At 55.3% G+C, this 22275-nt stretch carries 19 protein-coding genes and 1 pseudogene; 4 read left to right on the top strand and 16 right to left on the bottom strand.

Annotated elements, in window-relative coordinates; translation table 11 throughout:
- Position 1 precedes the first annotated feature (1 nt).
- The 7 genes and pseudogenes from RR877_RS03155 to RR877_RS03185 form a co-directional block, all read right to left on the bottom strand.
- Positions 2–1309, bottom strand: coding sequence for a thymidine phosphorylase (locus tag RR877_RS03155; protein WP_110234581.1), 1308 nt, complete (start codon positions 1307–1309; stop codon positions 2–4).
- Complete coding sequence (locus RR877_RS03160; protein WP_110234582.1) at positions 1306–1737, bottom strand: cytidine deaminase; 432 nt, start codon at positions 1735–1737, stop codon at positions 1306–1308. The genes RR877_RS03155 and RR877_RS03160 overlap by 4 nt, the downstream gene beginning before the upstream one ends.
- An 8-nt stretch (positions 1738–1745) precedes the next feature.
- Positions 1746–3011, bottom strand: coding sequence for an ABC transporter permease (locus tag RR877_RS03165; RefSeq protein WP_332550759.1), 1266 nt, complete (start codon positions 3009–3011; stop codon positions 1746–1748).
- Positions 3008–4273 carry an ABC transporter permease gene (locus RR877_RS03170; RefSeq protein WP_332550758.1) on the bottom strand — a complete coding sequence of 422 codons (1266 nt, stop codon included), beginning with the start codon at positions 4271–4273 and terminating at the stop codon, positions 3008–3010. The genes RR877_RS03165 and RR877_RS03170 overlap by 4 nt, the downstream gene beginning before the upstream one ends.
- Positions 4270–5784, bottom strand: coding sequence for an ABC transporter ATP-binding protein (locus RR877_RS03175; RefSeq protein ID WP_332550757.1), 1515 nt, complete (start codon positions 5782–5784; stop codon positions 4270–4272). Before RR877_RS03175 ends, RR877_RS03170 begins: the two co-directional genes overlap by 4 nt.
- Before the next feature lie 125 nt (positions 5785–5909).
- Positions 5910–6983, bottom strand: coding sequence for a BMP family ABC transporter substrate-binding protein (locus RR877_RS03180; RefSeq protein ID WP_332550756.1), 1074 nt, complete (start codon positions 6981–6983; stop codon positions 5910–5912).
- 202 nt (positions 6984–7185) lie between these two features.
- A pseudogene (locus RR877_RS03185) lies at positions 7186–7740 on the bottom strand (argininosuccinate synthase); the annotation flags it as partial.
- Positions 7741–8028: 288 nt separating this feature from the next.
- On the opposite strand from RR877_RS03185, the gene upp reads away from it, so the two are divergent.
- A complete protein-coding gene (gene upp / locus RR877_RS03190) occupies positions 8029–8661 on the top strand; it encodes a uracil phosphoribosyltransferase (RefSeq protein WP_332550755.1) in 633 nt (210 codons plus the stop codon).
- A gap of 173 nt (positions 8662–8834) precedes the next feature.
- Complete coding sequence (locus RR877_RS03195) at positions 8835–10052, top strand: MFS transporter (RefSeq protein ID WP_332550754.1); 1218 nt, start codon at positions 8835–8837, stop codon at positions 10050–10052.
- On the opposite strand, the gene RR877_RS03200 is transcribed toward RR877_RS03195, so the two are convergent.
- From RR877_RS03200 to RR877_RS03235, 8 genes are all read right to left on the bottom strand, one after another.
- Positions 10021–10971, bottom strand: coding sequence for a ribokinase (locus RR877_RS03200; protein ID WP_332550753.1), 951 nt, complete (start codon positions 10969–10971; stop codon positions 10021–10023). The genes RR877_RS03195 and RR877_RS03200 overlap by 32 nt on opposite strands.
- 82 nt (positions 10972–11053) lie before the next feature.
- On the bottom strand, positions 11054–12028 hold the full coding sequence (locus RR877_RS03205; protein ID WP_332550752.1) for a nucleoside hydrolase: 975 nt from the start codon (positions 12026–12028) through the stop codon (positions 11054–11056).
- Between the two features lie 50 nt (positions 12029–12078).
- Positions 12079–13065 carry a nucleoside hydrolase gene (locus tag RR877_RS03210; protein WP_332550751.1) on the bottom strand — a complete coding sequence of 329 codons (987 nt, stop codon included), beginning with the start codon at positions 13063–13065 and terminating at the stop codon, positions 12079–12081.
- Between the two features lie 19 nt (positions 13066–13084).
- Positions 13085–14029 (bottom strand): ABC transporter permease, encoded by a 945-nt coding sequence (locus RR877_RS03215; protein ID WP_332550750.1) that lies wholly within the window; start codon positions 14027–14029, stop codon positions 13085–13087.
- On the bottom strand, positions 14026–16815 hold the full coding sequence (locus RR877_RS03220) for an ATP-binding cassette domain-containing protein (protein ID WP_332550749.1): 2790 nt from the start codon (positions 16813–16815) through the stop codon (positions 14026–14028). Before RR877_RS03220 ends, RR877_RS03215 begins: the two co-directional genes overlap by 4 nt.
- Positions 16816–16893: 78 nt before the next feature.
- Positions 16894–17925, bottom strand: a complete 1032-nt coding sequence (locus RR877_RS03225; protein ID WP_332550748.1) for a BMP family ABC transporter substrate-binding protein — start codon at positions 17923–17925, stop codon at positions 16894–16896.
- Between the two features lie 71 nt (positions 17926–17996).
- The gene (locus RR877_RS03230; RefSeq protein WP_332618838.1) at positions 17997–19004 is read right to left on the bottom strand and encodes a LacI family DNA-binding transcriptional regulator; all 1008 of its coding nucleotides are present in this window, start codon (positions 19002–19004) and stop codon (positions 17997–17999) included.
- 141 nt (positions 19005–19145) lie between these two features.
- The gene (locus RR877_RS03235; protein WP_332550746.1) at positions 19146–20036 is read right to left on the bottom strand and encodes a LysR family transcriptional regulator; all 891 of its coding nucleotides are present in this window, start codon (positions 20034–20036) and stop codon (positions 19146–19148) included.
- Positions 20037–20203: 167 nt separating this feature from the next.
- On the opposite strand from RR877_RS03235, the gene RR877_RS03240 reads away from it, so the two are divergent.
- A complete protein-coding gene (locus RR877_RS03240) occupies positions 20204–21196 on the top strand; it encodes an IS481 family transposase (protein ID WP_332627707.1) in 993 nt (330 codons plus the stop codon).
- Here RR877_RS03240 and RR877_RS03245 read toward each other — a convergent pair.
- Entirely contained in the window at positions 21193–21387 is a 195-nt protein-coding gene (locus RR877_RS03245; protein ID WP_110233194.1) for an SPOR domain-containing protein, read from the bottom strand. The two genes, RR877_RS03240 and RR877_RS03245, sit on opposite strands and share 4 nt — an antisense overlap.
- Before the next feature lie 12 nt (positions 21388–21399).
- Between RR877_RS03245 and map the strand changes: the two genes are divergently transcribed.
- On the top strand, positions 21400–22266 hold the full coding sequence (gene map, locus RR877_RS03250; protein ID WP_110233193.1) for a type I methionyl aminopeptidase: 867 nt from the start codon (positions 21400–21402) through the stop codon (positions 22264–22266).
- Positions 22267–22275: the final 9 nt, after the last annotated feature.

Below are 22275 nucleotides of genomic sequence, written 5' to 3' on the forward strand. Positions count from 1 at the left end.
CCTATTCAGCCGTAATGCGTTCAGCAATGAGCGAGGTGCGAGGCACGAAAGAGCTGGCATCACCGATGACATATGCGCCTTCAACTGCTTCCAGCGCGCGCTCAAAGCGTGCGGCATCGTTGGCATGGAGGGTGAACAGGGGATCGCCCTTGCGAACCATGTCACCTGGCTTGGCGTGGAGATCAATACCTGCCGCGTGGATAACCGCATCCTCTGCACGTGCACGGCCAGCGCCAAGTCGCCAAGCAGCAATGCCGAACGGAAGTGCTTCCTGGTGAACCAACATGCCATCGCTCTCAGCAAGAACAACGTGTGATTCAGAAGCGGTGGGCAGGGCCGCGTCAGGGTCTCCGCCTTGAGCAGAAATCGTGGCCCGCCACGAATCCATTGCTTTGCCGTTGCGGAGATTCTCCGCAACTTCCACATCGTGCATGCCTGCCATATTGAGCATCTCGGTGGCCAGTGCCACCGTTAACTCGATAACGTCACCGGGGCCGCCACCAGCCAACACCTCAACAGATTCTCGAACCTCATTGGCATTACCAATGGTGAGGCCGAGAGGGATATTCATATCAGTCAGCAACGCCGTGGTGTTCACGCCGGCATCGGTGCCGAGGGCAACCATGGTGCGGGCTAGTTCACGAGAACGTTCTATGTCTTTAAGGAATGCGCCAGAACCAAACTTCACATCGAGCACGAGGCTGTCTGTTCCTTCGGCGATCTTCTTGCTCATGATGCTCGAGGCAATCAAGGGGATTGCTTCCACGGTTGCGGTGATGTCGCGCAAGGCATAGAGCTTGCCATCTGCAGGAGCTAGGCCAGAGCCTGCTGCACAGATCACCCCATTGAGCTCAGCCAACTGGTTGAACATCTCTTCATTGGAGAGATGTGCGCGCCAGCCAGGAATAGATTCCAGCTTGTCCAAGGTTCCACCGGTGTGGCCCAGGCCGCGGCCTGACAGCTGTGGCACTGCCACACCAAACGAGGCAACGAGCGGCATCAGGGGCAGAGTGATCTTGTCTCCCACACCACCGGTGGAGTGCTTATCTGCCGTGGGGCGGTTCAGCGCAGAGAAGTCCATGCGCTCACCCGAGGCGATCATGGCCATGGTCATGTCTTTGATTTCTCGACGGTTCATGCCGTTGAGGAAGATGGCCATGGTCATGGCGGACATCTGTTCTTGAGCGATGAAGCCTCGGGTGTAGGCATCAATCATCCACTGGATCTGCTCCGTGCTGAGTTCACCCTTGTCTCGTTTGATCGAGATCAGTTGAACGGCATCGAAGGGCTCGATTGTGGGGGTACTCATGACTTGTCCTTGGATTGTGCGTTGTAGGCATCGAGCTGGCGAGGACCGAAAGCATCGGGCAAGACCTCATCGATGGTCTTGAAACCGGACACGGTTTCGAGGACCATGCCTTCGGCAGAGTGTTCGAACAAAAGCTGGCGGCAGCGACCACAGGGCATCAGCACTTCCCCGTTGCCATCAACACAGGTAAAGGCAATGAGCTTTCCACCTCCGGTGGCATGTAGCTGGGAAACCAGGCTGCACTCAGCACACAAGGTGAGGCCATAGGACGCGTTCTCCACATTGCAACCAGAGATGATGCGGCCGTCATCAACAAGTGCCGCCGCTCCCACCGGGAATGTGGAGTAGGGAACATAGGCGTTGCCCATGGCAGACGTGGCTGCACTGCGCAGTGCAGCCCAGTCAATGGCTGTGTTATCTGAACTCATCTGCGTTCCTAGCTCTTGGTATACGGCTTGCCAGCAGCAGCAGGGCCGCGTACGCGTCCCACAAAACCAGCAACAGCAAAGATGGTGACCACGTAGGGCAGCATCAGCATGAACTCGCTAGGAACGGGCGAGCCAATAATGGACAGAACGTTTTGCAGGTTGCTTGCAAAACCGAAAAGCAAGGCAGCCAGGGTTGCTCGGATGGGATCCCAGCGACCAAAGATGACAGCGGCAAGGGCAATAAAGCCAGCACCTGCCGTCATCTCTTTCTGGAAGGCACCCACGGAACCCAGGGTGAAGTACGCGCCACCAATACCAGCGATGGCGCCGGCGAGCGCAACGTTCCAGAAGCGGGTTGCAGCCACGTTGATACCGACTGTGTCAGCGGCCATGGGGTGCTCCCCTACTGAACGAAGGCGCAAACCCCACTTGGTCTTGAACAGTGCATAGGCGACAACGGCCACGATGATGTACATCAAATACACAATCAGGGTCTGCCTAAACAGCACAGGGCCAATGATGGGAATCTGGCTCAACACAGGGATGTCGATGCGATCAAATCGTGGTGGGGAGTTCAGCACAGAGGTGTTCTTACTCAACACCTGTGAATACAAGAAGCTAGTAAGCCCCAGAACAAGAACGTTGAGAACCACGCCCACAATGACCTGGTCCACCAAGTACTTGACCGAGAAAGTGGCCAGGACGAAGGACACCAGCATGCCGGCAACCATCGCAGAGACGAGACCCAGGTAGGGCGATCCGGTCAAGGTGGCAACCATCGCCGACACGAAGGCACCAGCTAGAAGCTGGCCTTCGATGGCGATGTTGATCACACCGACGCGCTCAGAAATGATGCCCCCCAGCGCACCAAAGATGAGAGGAATACTGAGACCCACGGTGCCCAGCAAGAGACCAGGAATCAGGATGGAGCCATCAGCACCTGCCCAGGTGAGGAAGCCCACCATGAAGAAGAAGCCGAAAGCACTGATCATCCAAATAGGTGATGACTTTCCTTTATTGGAGAAGAAGAAGCTGAGAACCGTCATGGCGAATAGCAATGCCGTGACAAAAATTCCGGTTCCCAGTGCAGGAAGGTCAATGGCTGGGAGCTGAATGAAGTCAGATTCAGTTGAGAGGCGGAAGTTTGTGCTTGCTCCCGTGTTCAAAAGAATAAAGATCACTAAAGCAACCACAGTGAAGATACCGAAGGCAATGGGAGCCTTCCAGCTCTTCAACACCACGGTGGAGGTGACGGGAGTCGTTGTCTGGCTCATCGTGTCACCGCCTTTACTCGAGGGCGTCGTAAGGAGACAGGCATGGGTTCACCGGCAGGGACGGGAAGCCTAAACAATGCACGAATCAGAGGTGGCGCAGCAATAAAGAGCACGATCAGCGACTGCACAACAAGCACGATGTCGATGGGGATTCCTTCAGCGGCTTGCATAGCGAAACCACCAGCCTTGAATGCTCCGAAAAGAATTCCGGCAAAGAACACGCCCCAGGGCTTGGCTCGACCCAGCAACGCAACGGTAATGGCATCGAAGCCGATACCCGCGTCAATACCGGAACTAAAGCCTGCAGGCACAACACCGAGTACTTGAATAACGCCGGCAACAGCAATGAGGCCGCCCGAGAAGAGCATCGCGTAGACGTACATGCGGTCCACACGAATACCCGCAACACGTGCTGCATTCGGGTTCTCGCCGACAGCACGGAACTGGAAGCCCAGGCTCGAGCGAGAGAGTAACCATGCAACAAAGATGGTGAGAGCGATGACGAGCAGGAATCCCGTGTTGAGGTTATAGCTCGGGCCCAACAATTTTGGCATCACTGCTGTTTCCAGAATTGGTGCCGTCTTGGGGTTATTGGAACCAGGAGCCTGAAGGAATCCCTGGGTGCGCAGCATCCAGGAGACCAAGTAGAAGGCAATGTAGTTGAGCATGATGGTCACGATGACCTCGTGCGCACCTGTACGCGCCTTGAGCACACCGACGATTCCTGCCCAGAGTGCTCCGCCGATGATGCCGGCGAGAACGGCAACGATGAGGTGGATCACGGGAGGCAACTGCCAGGTGAAACCGACATACCCAGCACAGGCGGCGGCAATGAGCATCTGACCGCGGCCACCAATGTTGAACAAGCCAACGCGGAATGCCAAGGCAACACCGAGACCGGCCACGATCAGTGGCGTAGCAAAGGTGAGGGTCTCAGTCAGAGGCTTGATGCCGGTGGCGAATTCAGGGCGACGGAAGTTATAAACCGAGCCTTGGAACAACGAAGAATACGCACCAAAGATGGAATCCCATATTGCTTGGAATGTTGAGGTGGGGCGGGCAGCAAAGTAACCCACGGCCTTGTGAACGCCGGGGTCAGTCACAGCAATCAGGATTGCGCCAACCACTAGCGCACTCAGCACAGAGAGGATAGAGATGACGACGCTGCCGCCGAGCATTTCTTTGAGGGCAATGTTCCAGCGAGAAGGTGGAGCAATCTCGGTGGTGGCAGTGTCTACTGTGTCAGGGGTCTTCTTGCTCATGCTGCTACTCCCGCAGGTACTTCGCCAGCCATCATCAAACCAAGAACTGCGCGCGGGGTGTCTGCAGGCACGATGCCCACAATGCGTCCCCGATACATCACGGCAATACGGTCAGCCAGTGCAACAACTTCATCGAGTTCACTCGAGACAACCAATACAGGGATGCCGCTGTCGCGGGTCTGAACAATGCGCTTGTGAACAAACTCAATCGATCCCACGTCAATACCGCGGGTGGGCTGGGCAGCAACAAACAACTTCAAGTCACGGCTGAGCTCACGGGCCAACACAATCTTCTGCTGGTTACCTCCAGACAGCTGCGATGCCTTCGAGGTGATGCCTTGAGAACGAACATCGAACTCTTTCGAGGTTTCAGTCGCAAATTCTGTCAGCGTCTTCAGCTGCAGTGCCCCTGCTCGAACAAACGGTGCCCCGTGTGAACGGTCAAGCATGAGGTTCTCTGCGATGGTGAAACTTCCAACAAGTCCGTCTTCAGTTCTGTCTTCTGGAACGAAGCCAACGCCTGCGTCAAGGATGTGGCGAACGGACTTGCCCACGAGCGATTCACCGTCGAGAGAAATAGATCCCGAGACGTGGTGTGCCAAGCCCATGATTGCTTCAGTGAGTTCTGTTTGGCCGTTTCCTTGAACGCCAGCGATACAGACAATCTCACCCGCACGGATAGTAAAGCTGACGTCGTTGACGACTGCCATGCCTGTGGGATCAAGAACGGTCAGTGACTCAACGACAAGTGCATCCGCACCGAGTTTGGCTGGACCCTTGTCAACCTTGAGCTGAACTGCACGACCAACCATCATTTCTGCGAGTTCGGTGTTGGTGGCTGTTGGGGACGCCTCACCCACTACTTTGCCCAAACGAATGACAGTAATCTCATCTGCAACTTCACGGACCTCACGAAGTTTGTGAGTGATGAAAATGATGGCGGTTCCTGAATCACGCAACTGTTTCATGATGACCATGAGCTCATCGGTTTCTTGCGGAGTCAGAACAGCGGTTGGTTCGTCGAAGATAAGGACTTGCGCATCACGAGCAAGTGCTTTGATGATTTCCACACGCTGCTGAACACCCACGGGAAGATCTCCCACAAGAGCGTCAGGGTCAATATCAAAACCGAAGCGAGAGCTGACGTCAAGGACGAGTTGGCGGGCAGCATCGAGATCTAAGCGGCCTCCACGCGTGGTTTGTTCGTGGCCAAGCATCACATTCTCGGCAACGGTAAATACAGGGATCAGCATGAAGTGCTGGTGAACCATTCCGATACCGGCCGCCATAGCGTCGCCAGGTCCGGAGAATTGTTGGACAACATCGTCTAGAAGAATCTCTCCCTCATCTGCTTGATACAGACCAAACAGCACGTTCATGAGGGTCGACTTACCTGCACCGTTTTCACCCACGAGGGCGTGAATCTTGCCTGGCTTGGCAACAAGGCTGATGTGGTCGTTCGCAGTCAGTTGGCCAAAACGCTTGGTGATATTGCGCAGTTCGAGCTTCATTGATCTCACAACTTCGTGAAGAGGTAAAGGGTGGTCTTTGATTCTAAATGACCACTGTGGGAAAGAGTGGGTGAAACAGTTTGGGGAGGCACCGCCGAAGCGGGCCTCCCCAAACCTGTGGTGAATTACTTAGGTGATGAAGGAGAAGTTACCTTGATCGAACCGTCGTTGATTCCCTTAGTGATGGCATCCAGCTGGCTCTGCAGGTCAGGGTTTACCTTCGATGCGTAGTCGTGGAATGGTGCCAGGCCAACGCCGCCGTTGGCAAGGGTGCCAACGAATGGTGCGCTGCTGAACTTGCCGTCAGCAGCTGCGATGGTGACGTCAGCAACACCAACACCGACCTGCTTGAGAACAGAGGTCAGGAACATGCTCTTGATCTCAGGTGCAGTGACGTATGCGTCAGAGTCAACACCGATGAGAGGAATGTTCTTGCCGGAGTCCTTGATTGCCTCAGCTGCGCTCAGGAAGATAGGACCACCAACGGGGAAGATAACGTCAGCGTTCTGGTCGATAAGACCCTGTGCTGCGGTCTTAGCCTCAACACCAGCTGCGAAGCCACCGGTGAATGAACCGGTCTGTGCTGCAACGTCCCAACCGACAACCTTGACGGAAGCCGAGTTCTGCTCGTTGTAGTAAGCAACACCATCAGCGAAACCATCCATGAAGATGGTGACGGGTGGAATCTGCATACCACCGAAGGTTCCTACAACACCAGTGGTGCTGTAGCTAGCTGCGGTGTAACCAGCAAGGAATGCTGCCTGAGCAGTGTCGAACAGAATGGGCTTGACGTTGTCAGCGGTGATGCTGCCATCGTCAACAATGGCGAAGTTGATCTCAGGGTTTGCTTCAGCAGCAGACTTGGTTGCGTCTGCAAGCAGGAAGCCAACGGTGGTGATCAAGGTGCAACCCTGGTCAACGAGGCTTTGGATGTTGGGAGCGAAGTCAGTCTCTGCAGCTGACTCAACGGTGATGGGGGTTACACCCAGTTCGTCAGACGCTGAGGTCAGACCCTCAAAACCTGACTGGTTGAAAGACTTGTCGTCGAATCCACCGGAGTCAGAAACCATACAAGGTAGTGCGAGGCTGCCGCCGTCGGCTGCTTCGTCTGCGGGTGCGCTTGCGCAACCGGCCAAAAGGGCAACAACACCTAGCGCTGCTGCGCTGCTGATGGCTACCTTACGAGAAAAAATTCCCAATGTGTCCTCCAAATACGAGTCCCCATACAGGTCGCATGAGGTAGTAACTACGTTACTTGAAACGACGGAAATCGCCACCGATCAGGTTCTTCAGACCGGATAAGTTACACAAAAGAAATATAGAGATACGGAATCAGTCGTTTAGGGCCTAACGAACGACGATTTTCTGCTGTTTCTATTTCTTCTTTTCGAGTGCTGCTGCTTTCAGATCACCCATCAACACAGCAGCGCCACCTTCGACGATGCCCTGAGCTGCATACTGCTCAAGACGTTCACGCGAGTCGGCGATGTCAAGGTTACGCATGGTGAGCTGACCAATACGGTCTTCAGGACCGAAAGCGGCATCTTCCACGCGCTCCATGGAGAGCTTGTCAGGGTGATAGCTCAGTGCTGGGCCGGTGGTGTTGAGGATGGTGTAGTCGTCACCGCGACGCAGACGCAGGGTCACTTCACCAGTGACGGCAGAGCCAACCCAGCGAACAATGGACTCACGCAGCATGAGTGCCTGAGGGTCGAACCAACGACCTTCATACATCAAGCGACCCAAACGACGACCCTCAGCGGCGTAGTTAGCCAAAGTGTCTTCGTTGTGAATAGCGTTAAGCAAGCGTTCGTAAACAATGTGCAGCAAAGCCATGCCTGGTGCTTCATAAATTCCGCGACTCTTCGCCTCGATGATGCGGTTCTCTACCTGGTCAGAGATTCCCAGACCGTGACGGCCACCAATCGCGTTGGCTTCAAGAACGAGAGCAACGGGGCTGCGTACCTTCCTATATTGATCGCGTAACCGTAGTCGTGCCTCACATATTTTTCATCGCGTACTCGTACACTGAATGAGTACGAACAAGGATGTGGTGCAATGGCGACGCGTATCGAGGTCACCAAGCAACTCAAACAGGCCTACAGGACCGGTGGAGTGAAACTCCGGACTTGGCATAGCACCCGTTTCACGATCAATCTATGTGAGGCACGACTCGAGTTTCGCGATCATCACGACATGAGACACTACGCCCAGAGCTGAGGCGCATTCAGCTAGATTGGCTATATGCACATTCACGTTGCCAGCCACCCATTAATCACTCACAAGCTCACTGTGCTGCGTGATAAAAATACACATTCTTCCGTCTTCCGCTCACTGACGACTGAGCTGGTTACCCTGTTGGCATATGAAGCCACCCGAGAGGTGAGGGTTGAGCCGGTCACGGTTGAAACCCCCGTCTCGACAACTCAGGGAGTCATGCTCAGCCAGCCTCGACCACTCGTTGTTCCCATACTTCGTGCCGGTCTAGGCATGCTCGAAGGAATGGTCTCGCTGGTGTCCACCGCTGAGGTTGGTTTCTTAGGCATGGCACGCGATGAAGAAACATTGCGCCCCACCGTCTACGCCGAACGCCTTCCCGAAAACCTGACCGGACGTCAATGTTTCATCCTGGATCCCATGTTGGCTACTGGTGGCTCTCTCATTGAAACAATCAAATTCTTACTAGCCCGGGGGGCGACAGATATCACCTGCGTGTGTCTCCTAGGCACACCCGAAGGTGTTCAGGCAGTCGAGGACGCAACCGTAGGTTTCAACGTCACCCTCGTGCTCGGCGCATTGGATGAGAAACTCAACGAACACGGATTTATTGTTCCCGGATTAGGTGATGCCGGTGACCGCCTCTACGGAACGGTTTAACCCCAGCATTTCCTCACAGCTGGCACACCCTGCTGCGTAACTGCGTGTGGTGGCAGCGAAGCCTGCGTGGCCGCCCTGGCCTGAATATGTGGCTTTGGCTAAACTAGAAACAGCATCACCTGTCCACAGGATAAGGCGGCTTTCATTCAGCCCGATTCTGAGGAGACGTCATCATGCCGGATGGCTCTACCGCTCGCACTCGCCGACTCCATCATGAGACCGGTGTGGTGTATTTTCCTATCGCGCTGATTGCCCGGCTTCCTTTCGCCATGGTGGTTGTGGGTGTTATGACCCTCATCGTCCCCACGACAGGATCACTTGCCCTCGGCGGCACAACAGCTGCTGTGGTTGGTGTAGGCAATGCCTGCTTCGGACCGTTCCTCGGTGTCTTGGCTGACCGCTACGGCCAACGTAAAGTTATTCTCACCTTCAGCACGGTCAACAGTGTCTTGCTTTTTAGCCTGGTTGCGGTCACGAGCAGCGACTACAACCAGATCGCAATGTTCATCATCGCCTTCCTCATCGGCGCCTCCTCACCCCAGGTTGCCCCGCTGTCGCGGAGCCGACTTGTCGGCATTATTGACTCCTCCTTCCCCCACCCCTCCAGTGTGCGCATCATGAACGCTGCTATGGCTTATGAGTCTGCCGCCGATGAAATCGTCTTCGTCTTTGGTCCCGTGATCGTCGGCCTGCTGGCCACAACCATCGGTGCCGGCGCACCTGTAATCGGAGCGGGAATCATTTCGTTAGTGTTCATCAGCGCATTTGCGCTGCACAAAACTGCTGCGCAAACCACCCCTGCCCATGTGGCGATTAGCAACCAAGCACCGGCTAGGGAACTGTTCAGGCTCTCCGTCATCGCTCCCGTTCTTGGCGCCTTCGGGATGGGACTCCTGTTTGGTTCTATGCTCACCTCGCTCACCGCCTTTATGGTGCAGCGAAATGAGGCCACCCAGGTTGGCCTGGTTTATGGAATTATTGGTCTCGGGTCAGCCGTGATGGCGCTATCTGTGGCATTTCTTCCGGCCAAATATAGCCACCAACTTCGTTGGCTCGTGTTCGGTTCTCTCAGCCTGGTGGGCACACTCTCGCTGCTGTGGGCGAATTCTGTTGCGCAGATTTCGCTGAGTCTGCTCATTATCGGGTTGGGCATTGGGCCGACTTTGGTTACCCAATACACTCTTGCCGCTCAGGCAAGCCCGGCAGGGCGCTCAGCAACTGTGATGACTCTGGTGGGAACAGCCATTACCGTTGGCTCTGCCCTGGCCTCTGCTGCTACCGGAATCATCGCTCAAGCAGGCGGCCCTTCGCTCGCTTTCACTTTGCCGATATTCTCCTGCGTGGTTGTTCTCGCTGCCGCTATTGTGAACGGGTTTGGTTCTCGGAGATAAACGCCTCGACCACATTCCTGGTGACATAGGAGGGCTGTGCTCCGTGCTTTTGGACAGCGATGGCAGACATTGCTGTAGCAAATTCCATCGCCCCACGCAAAGTCGTGCCGGCACTGAGTTCACTGGCCAATGCGCCTACGAAAGCGTCACCGGCTCCGGTCGTGTCTACAACATCCACCTCGTAGGCAGGGATGCGGAATACCCCGTCCTCATCTGCTGCGACGGCACCATCACCGCCGAGAGTAATCACCACCGAACGTGCGCCTTTGCCGCGGAGGGCTTGGGCAACACGTTCATAGTTGTCCAGCTTTTCACCCAACACCACCTCAGCTTCGTGTTCGTTCACCACGAGGGGATCACACACACGAAGTGTGGCCTCATCGACGCTGAATGCCGGTGCGGCATTAAGGATGACGCGCTGGTTGTGTGTGGCCGCTGCAGCGGCGACATAGTTCACCGTGGCCATCGGCAGCTCAAAGTTCATCACGACGGCATCTGCACGCGACCAAACAGGCTGTGTGGCCTTCGCGATCTCCACATCAAAAGCAGCATTAGCCCCCGGCGACACCACGATGGAGTTCTCTCCATCGGGGGTGAGGAAAATGATCGCAGTGCCCGAGGGCTTTGCAATCCTGTTCACCGACGAGACATCCACGCCGGCCTGCTCGAGCGAGCGAACTAGGAACTCACCGTTGGAGTCCTCCCCCACGCACCCAACGAAGAGGGTTGAGCTTCCGGCTTTCGCACAAGCCGCGGACTGGTTTGCGCCTTTACCGCCGGCGAATTGCTGCAAGTCAGAGCCAATAATGGTTTCCCCACCGGCAGGCCGGCGGTCAACCTCAACGACCAAATCAGCGTTGGCACTGCCGAGTACGGCAACCGCGGGTGCGGCAGTGGTGGCTTCTGAGGATGTCGTCATAGGGTGGCCTTTGTTTCTGAGCTAGCGGCAAGGATGTCACGGGTGGGCGCGTACGCAACACACCACAGTGGTGTGTTGCGAGTCAACCCGCGAGTTCACCAGGTGAACGATATGCCGCAATAAGTTCAATCACGTCGCCCACAATGGAATCTTCAATATCCATCAGCACCGTGCAGTGTGCACCCGACTGGGGTGGGTAGTTGGAATACATCCCACGCATATCGCAGATGGTCTGCCCGTGCGCTGGGCCGTTGGAGCAGTCCACCTCCACCCGCACAATGGGTGCCGAGTTGATGGTGAGGGTTTGTGCTGCTGCCGCGACAGCGATGGTGTCATGCATGGCCGCAAGCCATTCACCGCCACGGTGCTGAGCATAGAAGTTTCCATAGAATTCCAGAATCTTCGACAAATATTGTGCGGCGTTCCCACCCTCGTCGAGGCGCTTCTTGGATTCCAGGGTGACAAAGTTCTGCATGGTGACGTCAAGGCCGGCCATGATGATCTTCCAGGGTGCTCGGAATACTGCCGCGGCAGCCTCGGCATCGTGCCAAATATTCGCTTCAGCAACAGCTGTCACGTTTCCAGGCGCCAAGGCAGCTCCACCCATCAGGGAAACCCCTGCAACCAGGTGTGGCAGTTCAGGGTCGAGGGCCAGTGCGGCGGCGATATTGGTCAACGGCCCTACTGGAACCAACCACACCTCGTGGGGGTATTTGTGCACGAGGTCGATGATCTGCTGCACAGCCGTCGTGCTGGCTGCCGGACCAACGGGGGCACCATCATACGCATTACCTTGCCCGTCATCTCCGTGAACGAAGTAGGCGTATTCAGGTTCCTTATAGAGAAGCGGGCCTGCTGCACCTTGAGCAACGGGGACTTCTCCACGACCAACCAGCTCGAGGGTGTGGATGGTGTTGCGTGTCCCCATAGACACTTCCACGTTCCCCCACACAGTCCCGATTGCAAGAAGATCAATGTTGGGGTGCAGTGCGGCGTACATAATCGCCATGGTGTCATCGACACCAGTGTCACAGTCGAGAATCATTTTTACAGTCATGGTGTGGGTCCTTACCCGGTAGTTGTCGTCAAGAAGGTGCAGCGAGTGCGCTAGTCGGTCTTGGGTGGAAGTTGGGCCGTCAGGTTCGCTATGGAGTCAACGATTTGATCGGCAAACATGTTCCAATCCAGTTCCATGGCAACATCGGTGGTGAACCTGGTGGTTTCTGGATCGACCACATTGGAGTGGTTCATTCCCGGTTCGCTTTCAAAGTTGGTCACCGTCATGCCGCGGGTGTACTCGCCACGGAGCTCCACCTTCACTTCGGCGCGAGCGGTCGTGAACACGTTGGGGTTGATCAGCGCTGCCACGCAGCAGGCATCGTGGATCGGGGGGTAGTCAAATTCATACACTTCGCGGTAGGTAGAGCCAACAAACTCCCACACGTCCAAGACGAAGGTGCTGATATCGCCGCCAATGGCAGCGACGCGGTCTTGAAGTTCCTTACGCGCCAGTGCCTGGTGGGTCAGATCCAGACCAACCATCGTGACTGGCCAGTCTGCAGAGAACACCGCATCAGCGGCTTCGGGGTCAACATAAATGTTGAACTCCGCCACTGGGCTGACGTTGCCGCGGGTATATGCCCCGCCCATCACAATGACGGATTCAACTCTGCTGATGATTTGTGGCTCTTTACGCATGGCCAAGGCAATATTGGTCAGCGGCCCAATAGGGACCAAGTTCACGGTGTTGGGTTCATGAGACATCACCGTGTCGATAATGAAGTCAACCGCATGCCTCGAATCAAGATCGAAGGTGGGTTCAGGCAGGAACGGGCCGTCAAGGCCGGTGGTGCCATGGATGTCTCCTGCGACCACTTGCTTTTGCACCAGTGGAACGGAGGAGCCTTTGGCTATGGGGACGTTGATTCCAGCAACCGCACACACTGACTGAGCATTGCGGGTGATTTTTTCTAAGGTTTGGTTCCCAGCCACGGTGGTGATGCCAAGGAGATCTATCTCGGGATTACCTGCGGCAAGCAGGATGGCAATCGCGTCATCGTGACCTGGGTCACAGTCAATAATGATCTTTTTCATCAAGGTTATTTCTTTCTTTCTACGCGCCGGCTAACTGGAGTGCCTTTTTCGCACGTGACTTGAGTGCGGATCGAACACGCAAGGTGGCGAAAACCAGCGCAATGATGGTGATGATGTACGGAGTGGTCAACGCCAGAGACGAGTTCACTCCGGCGAGGGAGAGACGGTCTGCCAACGCGTCGGCGGCACCAAAGATCAGACACGCAATCATGGTGCGATAGGGCCGACCCAGACCAAAGGTGAGGGCCGCGACCGCGATGAAACCACGTGAAGCAGACATCCCCGCAGTGAAGGATCCCACGGTTGACATAGCGAGCTGTGCTCCGGCAATGCCACAGAAAATACCGGATACCAGGATCGAGATAAATTTCACCCGGTTGACGTTGATACCGGCAGCAAGAGCTGCAGATTCATCCTCACCGACAGCCCTGAGGTGCACACCGTAGGGGGTGCGGTAGAGCACATATGCATACACCGGCACGAGGATGAATGCCACCCAGACCAGAATGGTTTGCTCGTTCAGGGCCGGACCAATCACCGGGATCTGTGCCAGCGCACCTAAATCAATTTTGGGAAGGATGGCTTTCACATCCCCGGGGGTGACCCCGGCATTGCCATAAAAGATAGTCAGCAACAGCACCGTGACACCCACCGCGAGCAGGTTAATACCGATACCCACCACAATGAAATCAGCTTTGAAATTCAATGTTGCCACGGCAAAAATTAGCGCCAACAGCATTGCTGCACCAATAGCAGCAATGATGCCGATGAAGGGGGTGGTGAACGAGCCCACCGCAACCGCAGCGAATGCGCCGATGAGCATCATGCCTTCGAGGCCGATGTTGAGAATGTTTCCCATCTGAGTGAAGGCACCACCGATTGCTGCCAACAGGATGGGGGTGGTCTTCATCAAAATGACGGAGATCATCCCAATCGTAAAGATTGACGCAAGAATGTCATTCATTTTGACTCTCCTTTACTCAGTGCTACAGGTTCAACCGGCGTCATGGGAGTGTTCTTCTTTCGACGGTTGACGACAAAGGTTGCGGTAATGGCGATAATGATCAGGCCTTGGAGCACGCTGACGATGGGGTAAGGCACTCCCACAGTTTGCAATCCGGTCGTTCCCGACATCATGGTTGCGTAGAACAGTGCTGAGGCCAGCGACGCCCACGGGTTCAACCTAGCCAGCAGCGCCACCGTGATGGCGAGGAAGCCAAAGCCAGGGGAGAACACTTGGAGGAAACGCAGACCGTTAGGTCCGAGCACATACAGTGCCCCAGCGAAACCGGCAGCTGCACCGGAGACCATCATGACCTGCATCGACATCGCCTTCACAGATACGCCCGTGTATTCGGCGAAGCGGTTCATTTCACCCAGCTGCTTCACTTTCAAACCCCAGGTTGTTCGAGTCAGCAGCAGTCCCAAAATCACGGCGACAGCTATCGCAATGATGAGGTCTGGGCCCAGGCCATATTCAATATTGAACAGCTGCAGGGCTGCATTTTCATCAATTTTGGGCGAGGCGGGAGATCCAGCAGTTTTGTCCTGGAAAGGACCGGTGACAAAGAAACTGGTAATGAGCATGGCCACTTGGGACAGCAGCAAGGTAGTGACCACAATGTCCACGCGCCAGTAAGCAAACAATGCTCCAGGAACAAAGCCCCACAGCGCACCGGCTACAGCACCGACGAGCAGAATCACGATAGTGAGAACCAGCGGAGGAAGCCCGTGCAGGGTGAACCCTGCCCAGGCGCCGAAGAACGCACCGAAATAGAGCTGGCCTTCGCCACCAATATTGAAGAATCCGGCCCGGAAAGAAATGATTGTTCCGGCAGACATAATGGCCAACGGAATAAACATGGCCACAATGGTGGAAACCCCATATGTGGTTGTCCAGCCGGAGAAGAACAGCTGGTAATACGCCTCGAGCGGGTTATTGCCAATGGCAATAATGACCACTGCGCCAATGACTAAGGCGACTAACACTGCCCCAATAGGTTGCAGGGCGCTCTTGAACGCGCCAAGCGCAAAATCGGTAAAGAAGCTGGAGAACTTGTTCGCGTGTTCCACCGTTCTGACCGCATCGGTGTTGCTCAGCGGGAGCAATATCGAGGTGGTGTCGAAGGCTTCTGCAGTTTCGGCAACCGCAACAGGTGGCAGGGGCGAATCGTCTATCTTACCCAGTTCGCGTTCTTTTTCCTGCTGCTGGGTGTGCGCCTGTGTCAACGCTGCAGTGGTGGGCTTAACCCCGGCCATGGCCAGGCCTACCGCAACTTCGTCCATGTTTTCGTGCGTAAACTCGGCAATGATTTTGCCTCGATACATCACCAGCAACCGGTCAGACAGACTCATCACTTCGTTCAAATCTGCAGAGAACAGCAGCACACCAGCACCCTCATCGCGAGCACGAACCAGGGAGTTGTGCACGAACTCCATGGCGCCCACGTCCACGCCGCGCGTAGGTTGGGAGACCATCAGCAGTTCTGGCTGGGACTCAAATTCTCGGGCAATGATGACCTTCTGCATGTTGCCGCCGGACAGAGTGCCGATAGCGGTCTGCGGGTTTGCCCCACGCACATCAAATTTGGCAATGAGTTTCTTGGCAAAGGCCGCCATCGCGGTGTTGGAGATCCACCCAAATCGAGCAATCGGAGGATTCAGGTGTGTGGTGGCAATATTTTCAGCCACGCTGAGCGAAGGCCCCGCACCTTCATCGTGACGGTCTTCAGGGATGTAGGACAGGCCTAGCTTCCTGCGATGGGCCACAGTGCTGCCGGTCACGTCTTCACCGGCGAGGGTGATTGTTCCCCGGAGAGCCCGATACATACCGGCAATAGCGGAGGCCAACTCTGACTGCCCGTTACCTTCGACACCGGCAATACCGACGATTTCTCCACGCCGAACGGCGAACGAAATATCGTTCACGGCAACAACACCGCGCTGGTCTACCGCATACACTCCCTCGACGTTGAGTACTTCGTCAGTGGGGTGTGATGGAGTGTGCACAATCCGCAGCAACACGTCGCGGCCCACCATCATGGAGGCAATCTCTGTTTGGCTCAGGCCTTCTGCCAAACGAGTATCGACCACTTCACCATCACGGATGACCGAGAGGTCATCACCGATGCTGAGAACTTCACCGAGCTTGTGGGAAATAAATACAACGGCACATCCTTGTGCGGCCAGTTCACGTACGACGACGAACAGCTCTTCGGTTTCTGCCGGAGTGAGCACAGCAGTGGGCTCATCCAAAATCAAGATGCGGGTTTCGTGGGAGAGAGCTTTAATGATTTCTACCCGTTGACGCTGCCCTACCGAGAGGTCTTGGACTTTATCCTGAGGGTTGATCTCAATACCGAACATCTCGGCAAGTTCAGTAACTTTGCGCTCCATTGCGCGTTGGTCAAGCTTGCCAAATTTATTGCGTGGTTCTTTCCCGAGGAAAATATTTGCTGCCACCGTCAGCGAGGGCACCAGCTTGAAGTGTTGGTGCACCATACCGATGCCGAGGGCATCGGCCTTATTGGGGGTGGTGATGTGCTGCTCGATGCCGTCTACCAGGATGGAGCCGCTATCGGGCAACAGATTGCCCGAGATCATATTCATCAGCGTCGACTTGCCGGCACCGTTTTCACCCACGATGGCGTGGACTCGTCCGCTGTAAATTTTGAGCGAAATGTCGTTGTTGGCCACTTTCGGGCCAAAGGTCTTTGTAATGTTGCGAAGCTCAAGAATGGGTTGTTCCACGAGTCAAACTTTCTGCATTGATGTCGTTCAGGGGGTGAGGGTGGAGTACTACTACTCCACCCTCACTACTGAGTGTTACTAGAAGGCGGTAGGTACTGTGACCGAACCGTCAATGACCTGCTTCTTGAAGCCATCAACAATCTTGATGACCGAGTCAGGCACGATGTTGTCGTTGTCTGCGTAGTTCAGGCCAACACCATCGTTTGCAAGACCGTAAGTAACTGTCTTGCCCCACTCGAGAGTGCCGTCCTGTGCAGACTGCACAGCGAGCACAATGGAGTTACCGATGCGCTTTTCCATCGAAGCCAGAATGTGGCCAGGCTGGAGAGCGTTCTGGTTGCTGTCTACACCGATGGCGTACTTGTTTGCATCCTTAGCAGCCTGCAGTACACCGATACCGGATCCACCAGCTACCTGGAAGACCACGTCAGCACCCTGGTTGTACATACCCATTGCCTGGTCATATCCCTTTGCAGAGTCGTTGAATGCACCAACGTAGCTCACCAGAACGTTCACGCTGGGGTCAACAGCTTCAGCGCCAGCCTTGAAGCCAGCAAGGAAGTCATTGATCACAGGGATGTCCATACCACCAACAAGACCGATGGTCTTGGAGCCGGAGGACAGAGGGAAGTTTGCAGTGTCAGTTGCTGCGGTAGCTGCAAGCACACCAGCTAGGTAAGAACCTTCGTTCTGTGCGTAGGTGATTGAGGCAACGTTTGGAGCTTCCACGATTGCGTCGAAGATCAGGTACTTCTGCTTAGGGAACTTTGCTGCAATAGCGGTCAGTGGGTCCACCATCTGCCAGGTACCAGCAACGGCGATGTCCCACTTACCGGTAGACAGGGATTCCAGGTTGGACTTCCACTGTGCAGGGTTGTTAATGTCTGCCTGCAGGGTGGTGGTGTTGTGTCCGAGTTTCTTGAGCTCGACCATACCGGTTTCGGCGTCATCGAAGAATCCCTGGTCACCCAGGGCTCCGTTGACGGACAGCGCTACGGAAAGGTTTGTGTTTTCCGCTGGAGTGTCGCTTGAGCCACCAGCGCTGCAACCAGTGATTGTAAGTGCTAAGGCTGCTGCTGCTGCAACAAGGCCTACGTGCCTCTTTTTCATGTTTCCTCTTTCGTGTGTTGTGTGGAAAATCGGCACCTGGCTACGTTGACAGGCTCCGACAGGTGGGAAATTTAGTGGGGGGTGCAGCCGCAGGATTCTCGAATTTCGAGCGTTGTGGGCAACACCTGGCTCCCCGCATGCTCTGCGTCTGGTGTTTCAATCAGTGCGATCACAAGCTTGAGTATGGTGTCCGCAATTTGGGCTAATGGCTGAGTGACCGTGGTCAACCGAGGGTTGAGATAGGCACCGAGTTCGATCCCGTCGAACCCAATCAGTGAAATGTCTTTGCCGGGGACGCGGCCTGAGTCGACGATGGCCCGGATTGCTCCGAGGGCCTGGATGTCGGAGGCCACGAACAGGGCATCTACGCCGGGGTCTTGTTCCAGCAGAGCCATGGTGGCGCGCCATCCACCGGTGAGAGTGAAGTCTTCGTGCAGGATGTGGTTGCCTTCAACCTGGATTCCTACCTGCTGGATCGCCTGCTTCCAGCCGGTGGTGCGGTTGTGGGAGAGGGAGCGAGTGTCATCGCCACTGATGCACGCAAAGTTTGTGCGGTTGTGGGAGATCAAGTGTTCGGCAGCTAAGTGGGCTCCACCCTCGTTATCAACCACGACGGCAGGGATGTTGGACTGGCTCCAAATACGGTCAGTAGACACTGACGGAATCTTCATTTTTTCGAGCTCGTCAAAACCTTGCGAAAAATCAAAGCTGGGGCAGACAATCACGGCATCAACTTTGTGATCGATGAAGGTGCGAATGTAGCTCAATTCACGTTCTGAAGAATCAGCCCCGTTTCCCAGCAGCACGTTATAGCCGGCGGCGTAGGCGCCGTCTTCAATCAGCGAGGAAAGCTCAGCAAAGTAGGGGTTGGATGAGTCGGGTACAAGTAATCCGAGGGTGAACGTACGTGACCTGGCGAGGCTGCGCGCAATTGCATTGGGGCGGTAGCCAAGCTCTTCAATGGCGGCTTCGACGCGGACACGTGTGGCGGCGCTGACGGCATGGGAACCGTTAGTGACATACGAGACAACGGCAGGGCTTACCCCAGCACGTCGTGCCACTTCCATTCGTCCAACCATGAAACACTCCGTCGTGTTACCCGCGTTTCGTTACCCGGGTTTCGTAGAAGATAATTCTCTTGAAATCGCAACTTGTCAAGTTGCGTTATCTAATTGTTACCCGGGTTTCATGCGTTGGGGCATCCGTGCCCCAGCACCCGTCTATTTCCTGGCAGCGCGGGTAATCAGCTCCACAATATGGGCGATGTTGGGCCGAGGGTCACGCTCGCGATACACAATATCGAGCCCGAGCGTTGCCGGCGGGCTGACACGAAGTGCGACAACATCCCCTGGCAGGAAATCCGTCGCGGACGTGGGCACCAAGCTAAACGCCCTGCCATCGCTCAACAGATAACTTCGGGTCCCCACAATCCGTGGTGGGGACACCAAGACCATCGGAGAGAGCTCGCGCTGTTCACACATGGCAATGAGCGCATCGTAATATTCCGGCGCATGCTCGCGTGGCCACAGCAACAACGGGACGTCAGAGAGATCGGATAACGCCAACTCCTGCTGTGTTGCTAAAGGGTGGTTCCGTGAAATCACGGCGACGTATTCTTCTTGATACAGCTCTTCACATCGATAGCCAAGTGGCGCCGTCAGAAGACGGCCCATCCCGATATCGGCCTTTCTCGATACCAGCTGCTCGATCACTTCCCCGCTCTCAACCGCGATCTCTTCGATCGCAACATCGGGGTACTGGGCTTCGGTTTGCCGAATAATTTCAGGTAGGAGTCCATTGACCACACTCGGCGACGCCACAATGCGCAGCTTGGAAAGGTTTTCATCACGGAATAAGCGTGCGTGATCGTGCAACGCGTTCACCGCCTGCACCACCTCACGCGATTTCTCACATAACGCATGCCCGGCAGCGGTGAGTTCGGCTCGGCGGGTTGAGCGAGTGATCAGAGTCAAGCCCAGAGCGATTTCTAAGCGCTTAAGTTCATCACTGACCGTTGCTTGAGAAACATGGAGTTCTTCTGCCGCCTTGCCGAAATGCAAATGCTGAGCCAGAACGAGAAAAACTTCAATTTGGCGCAGAGTAATTTTCATAGATTAAAACTATCAATCATTCAGATTCTTCACATAGATAGTTGTACTGCCCAGGCAGGTTGGTTGAGTAAATGTGACGACTCGCTGTAGTCGTTAAACGTGAGTGAGTACCTCCGGGAGTGGAGTGGAGCTGTCAAAGGCATTCACAACACCACCCGGAGGTACTCATGTCCCACGCTAATGCCGCTTTAACTCCTCGTCATCGTCTTCGCATCGCGCGCCTCATAGTCGATGAAGGCTGGACGGTCGTTGCCGCTGCCCACATGTTCAATGTTTCGTGGCCAACAGCTAATCGTTGGGCGCAAAGATATGCGGCCATGGGGGTTGCCGGGATGGAAGATCGTTCATCCAAACCGCATCGAAGCCCGAATAAAACCAATCAACAAATGGTTCGCAAGATCGTGCATTTGCGATGGAAGAAACGTCTTGGACCGGTCGCTATCGGCGGGAAACTGGGCCTCTCAGCTTCAACTGTTCATGCTGTTCTTGTTCGTTGCCGTCTGAACAAGCTTCATCACGTTGATGTTCGAACGGGGGAAGTTATCCGCCGTTATGAACATGCGACACCAGGGGCGATGATTCATGTTGATGTGAAAAAGCTCGGCAAGATCCCAGATGGTGGCGGTAGTCGCTACGTCGGGCGTCAGCAAGGAAACCTCAATATTCGCGCCACTGCAGGGCGGCCAAAGAACAATAAACGTGGACGTGTTGCAGGGATAACATTCGTCCACACTGTTATCGATGATCATTCCCGCATTGCCTATGCCGAGGTTCATGCCAATGAAACTGCAGACACTGCTGTCGGCGTTTTACGCCGCGCAGTGTCGTGGTTTGCTGCAAGAGGAGTCACTGTTGAGCGAGTTCTTTCCGACAATGGACCTGCCTACGTGTCTCATTTGTGGAGAGATGCGTGCAACGAACTTGGCATCAAACCGAAAAGGACAAGGCCCTACAGGCCACAGACGAACGGCAAAATTGAACGCTTCCACCGCACCTTGGCCGATGGTTGGGCCTTTGGGAAGTTCTACAACACTGATTCAGCTAGAAACAACGCGTTGCCAGGATGGTTGCACGAATACAATCACCATAGGCCCCACACTGCGATCGGAAACCGGCCACCCATGAGCCGCTTAACTAACGTCCCTGGGCAGTACAACTAGTTACCTTCACGCTCCGCGCGCTCTTCAGCTTCCCAACGGTCGCTGTTTTCACGCAGCTTCTCCATGGCATGCTCTGCTTCGTGGGCAGTTTCAAAAGGTCCTACGCGCTCGGTTGAGGGCGAGAGGAATCCCTTTTCCACCGACTTGGTGTGCAGGTTGTACCAGAACATTTCACTTGGCTTGTCAGACATAAACTTAACCTTATGCCTAGAGATGCCGCAGGGGTTTTGATTCCCGGAGTTTTGAGCCCACAGCGTGCTGTTCCCAACTCGATCGTGCGCCCACCCTATGTGGGCAAAGCCACCCCGCCTGCACATGTTGGCGGAGATATTTACGATGCAGAGTCGATTGAAAAGATTCGTCGTGCTGGAAGAATTTCTTCCCAAGCACTCGACCTGATCGGGACTCTCCTTAAGCCTGGAATGACCACGGATGAGATTGACCGTATTGGTCACGAGTTTGTCCTCGACCACGGCGCCTATCCTTCAACCCTGGGATATCGCGGCTACCCCAAGTCACTGTGCACGAGCCTCAATGAAGTCATTTGCCACGGAATTCCAGATGACACCGTTCTGCAGGAAGGTGACCTGGTCAACGTCGACATCACAAGCTATCTCGACGGCGTCCACGGCGATACAAACCGCACCTTCATTGTCGGCGAAGGAACCCAGGAAGTGCGCGACCTGGTCGAGCGCACAGAAGAGGCACTTCGTCGAGGCATCAAGGCAGTTGCTCCGGGGCGTGAAGTCAACGTCATTGGTCGCACCATCGAGTCCTATGCCAAGCGATTCGGTTATGGCGTGGTGCGTGACTTCACCGGTCACGGCGTGGGAACGAGCTTTCACTCAGGCTTGATCATCCCCCACTACGACTCAGCTCCCCTCTATAACGACGTGATGGAAGTCGGCATGGTCTTCACCATCGAGCCCATGTTGACCCTCGGCACGCACGAATGGGACATCTGGGCAGATGACTGGACTGTCACCACCAAGGACAAGTCCTGGACCGCACAGTTTGAACACACCCTTGTCGTTACCGAAACCGGTGCCGATATCCTGACACTCTCTTAACTCAACGAC

Origin of the sequence: Aurantimicrobium sp. (assembly GCF_036667855.1) — a bacterium.
Taxonomy (GTDB): domain Bacteria; phylum Actinomycetota; class Actinomycetes; order Actinomycetales; family Microbacteriaceae; genus Aurantimicrobium.

Excerpts from the sequence above, each read along its gene's own strand:
- RR877_RS03155 (WP_110234581.1), bottom strand. The coding sequence starts at position 1,309 with ATGAGTACCCCCACAATCGAGCCCTTCGATGCCGTTCAACTGATCTCG.
- RR877_RS03160 (WP_110234582.1), bottom strand. The coding sequence starts at position 1,737 with ATGAGTTCAGATAACACAGCCATTGACTGGGCTGCACTGCGCAGTGCA.
- RR877_RS03165 (WP_332550759.1), bottom strand. The coding sequence starts at position 3,011 with ATGAGCCAGACAACGACTCCCGTCACCTCCACCGTGGTGTTGAAGAGC.
- RR877_RS03170 (WP_332550758.1), bottom strand. The coding sequence starts at position 4,273 with ATGAGCAAGAAGACCCCTGACACAGTAGACACTGCCACCACCGAGATT.
- RR877_RS03175 (WP_332550757.1), bottom strand. The coding sequence starts at position 5,784 with ATGAAGCTCGAACTGCGCAATATCACCAAGCGTTTTGGCCAACTGACT.
- upp (WP_332550755.1), top strand. The coding sequence starts at position 8,029 with ATGCACATTCACGTTGCCAGCCACCCATTAATCACTCACAAGCTCACT.
- RR877_RS03195 (WP_332550754.1), top strand. The coding sequence starts at position 8,835 with ATGCCGGATGGCTCTACCGCTCGCACTCGCCGACTCCATCATGAGACC.
- RR877_RS03200 (WP_332550753.1), bottom strand. The coding sequence starts at position 10,971 with ATGACGACATCCTCAGAAGCCACCACTGCCGCACCCGCGGTTGCCGTA.
- RR877_RS03205 (WP_332550752.1), bottom strand. The coding sequence starts at position 12,028 with ATGACTGTAAAAATGATTCTCGACTGTGACACTGGTGTCGATGACACC.
- RR877_RS03210 (WP_332550751.1), bottom strand. The coding sequence starts at position 13,065 with ATGAAAAAGATCATTATTGACTGTGACCCAGGTCACGATGACGCGATT.
- RR877_RS03215 (WP_332550750.1), bottom strand. The coding sequence starts at position 14,029 with ATGAATGACATTCTTGCGTCAATCTTTACGATTGGGATGATCTCCGTC.
- RR877_RS03225 (WP_332550748.1), bottom strand. The coding sequence starts at position 17,925 with ATGAAAAAGAGGCACGTAGGCCTTGTTGCAGCAGCAGCAGCCTTAGCA.
- RR877_RS03230 (WP_332618838.1), bottom strand. The coding sequence starts at position 19,004 with ATGGTTGGACGAATGGAAGTGGCACGACGTGCTGGGGTAAGCCCTGCC.
- RR877_RS03235 (WP_332550746.1), bottom strand. The coding sequence starts at position 20,036 with ATGAAAATTACTCTGCGCCAAATTGAAGTTTTTCTCGTTCTGGCTCAG.
- RR877_RS03240 (WP_332627707.1), top strand. The coding sequence starts at position 20,204 with ATGTCCCACGCTAATGCCGCTTTAACTCCTCGTCATCGTCTTCGCATC.
- RR877_RS03245 (WP_110233194.1), bottom strand. The coding sequence starts at position 21,387 with ATGTCTGACAAGCCAAGTGAAATGTTCTGGTACAACCTGCACACCAAG.
- map (WP_110233193.1), top strand. The coding sequence starts at position 21,400 with ATGCCTAGAGATGCCGCAGGGGTTTTGATTCCCGGAGTTTTGAGCCCA.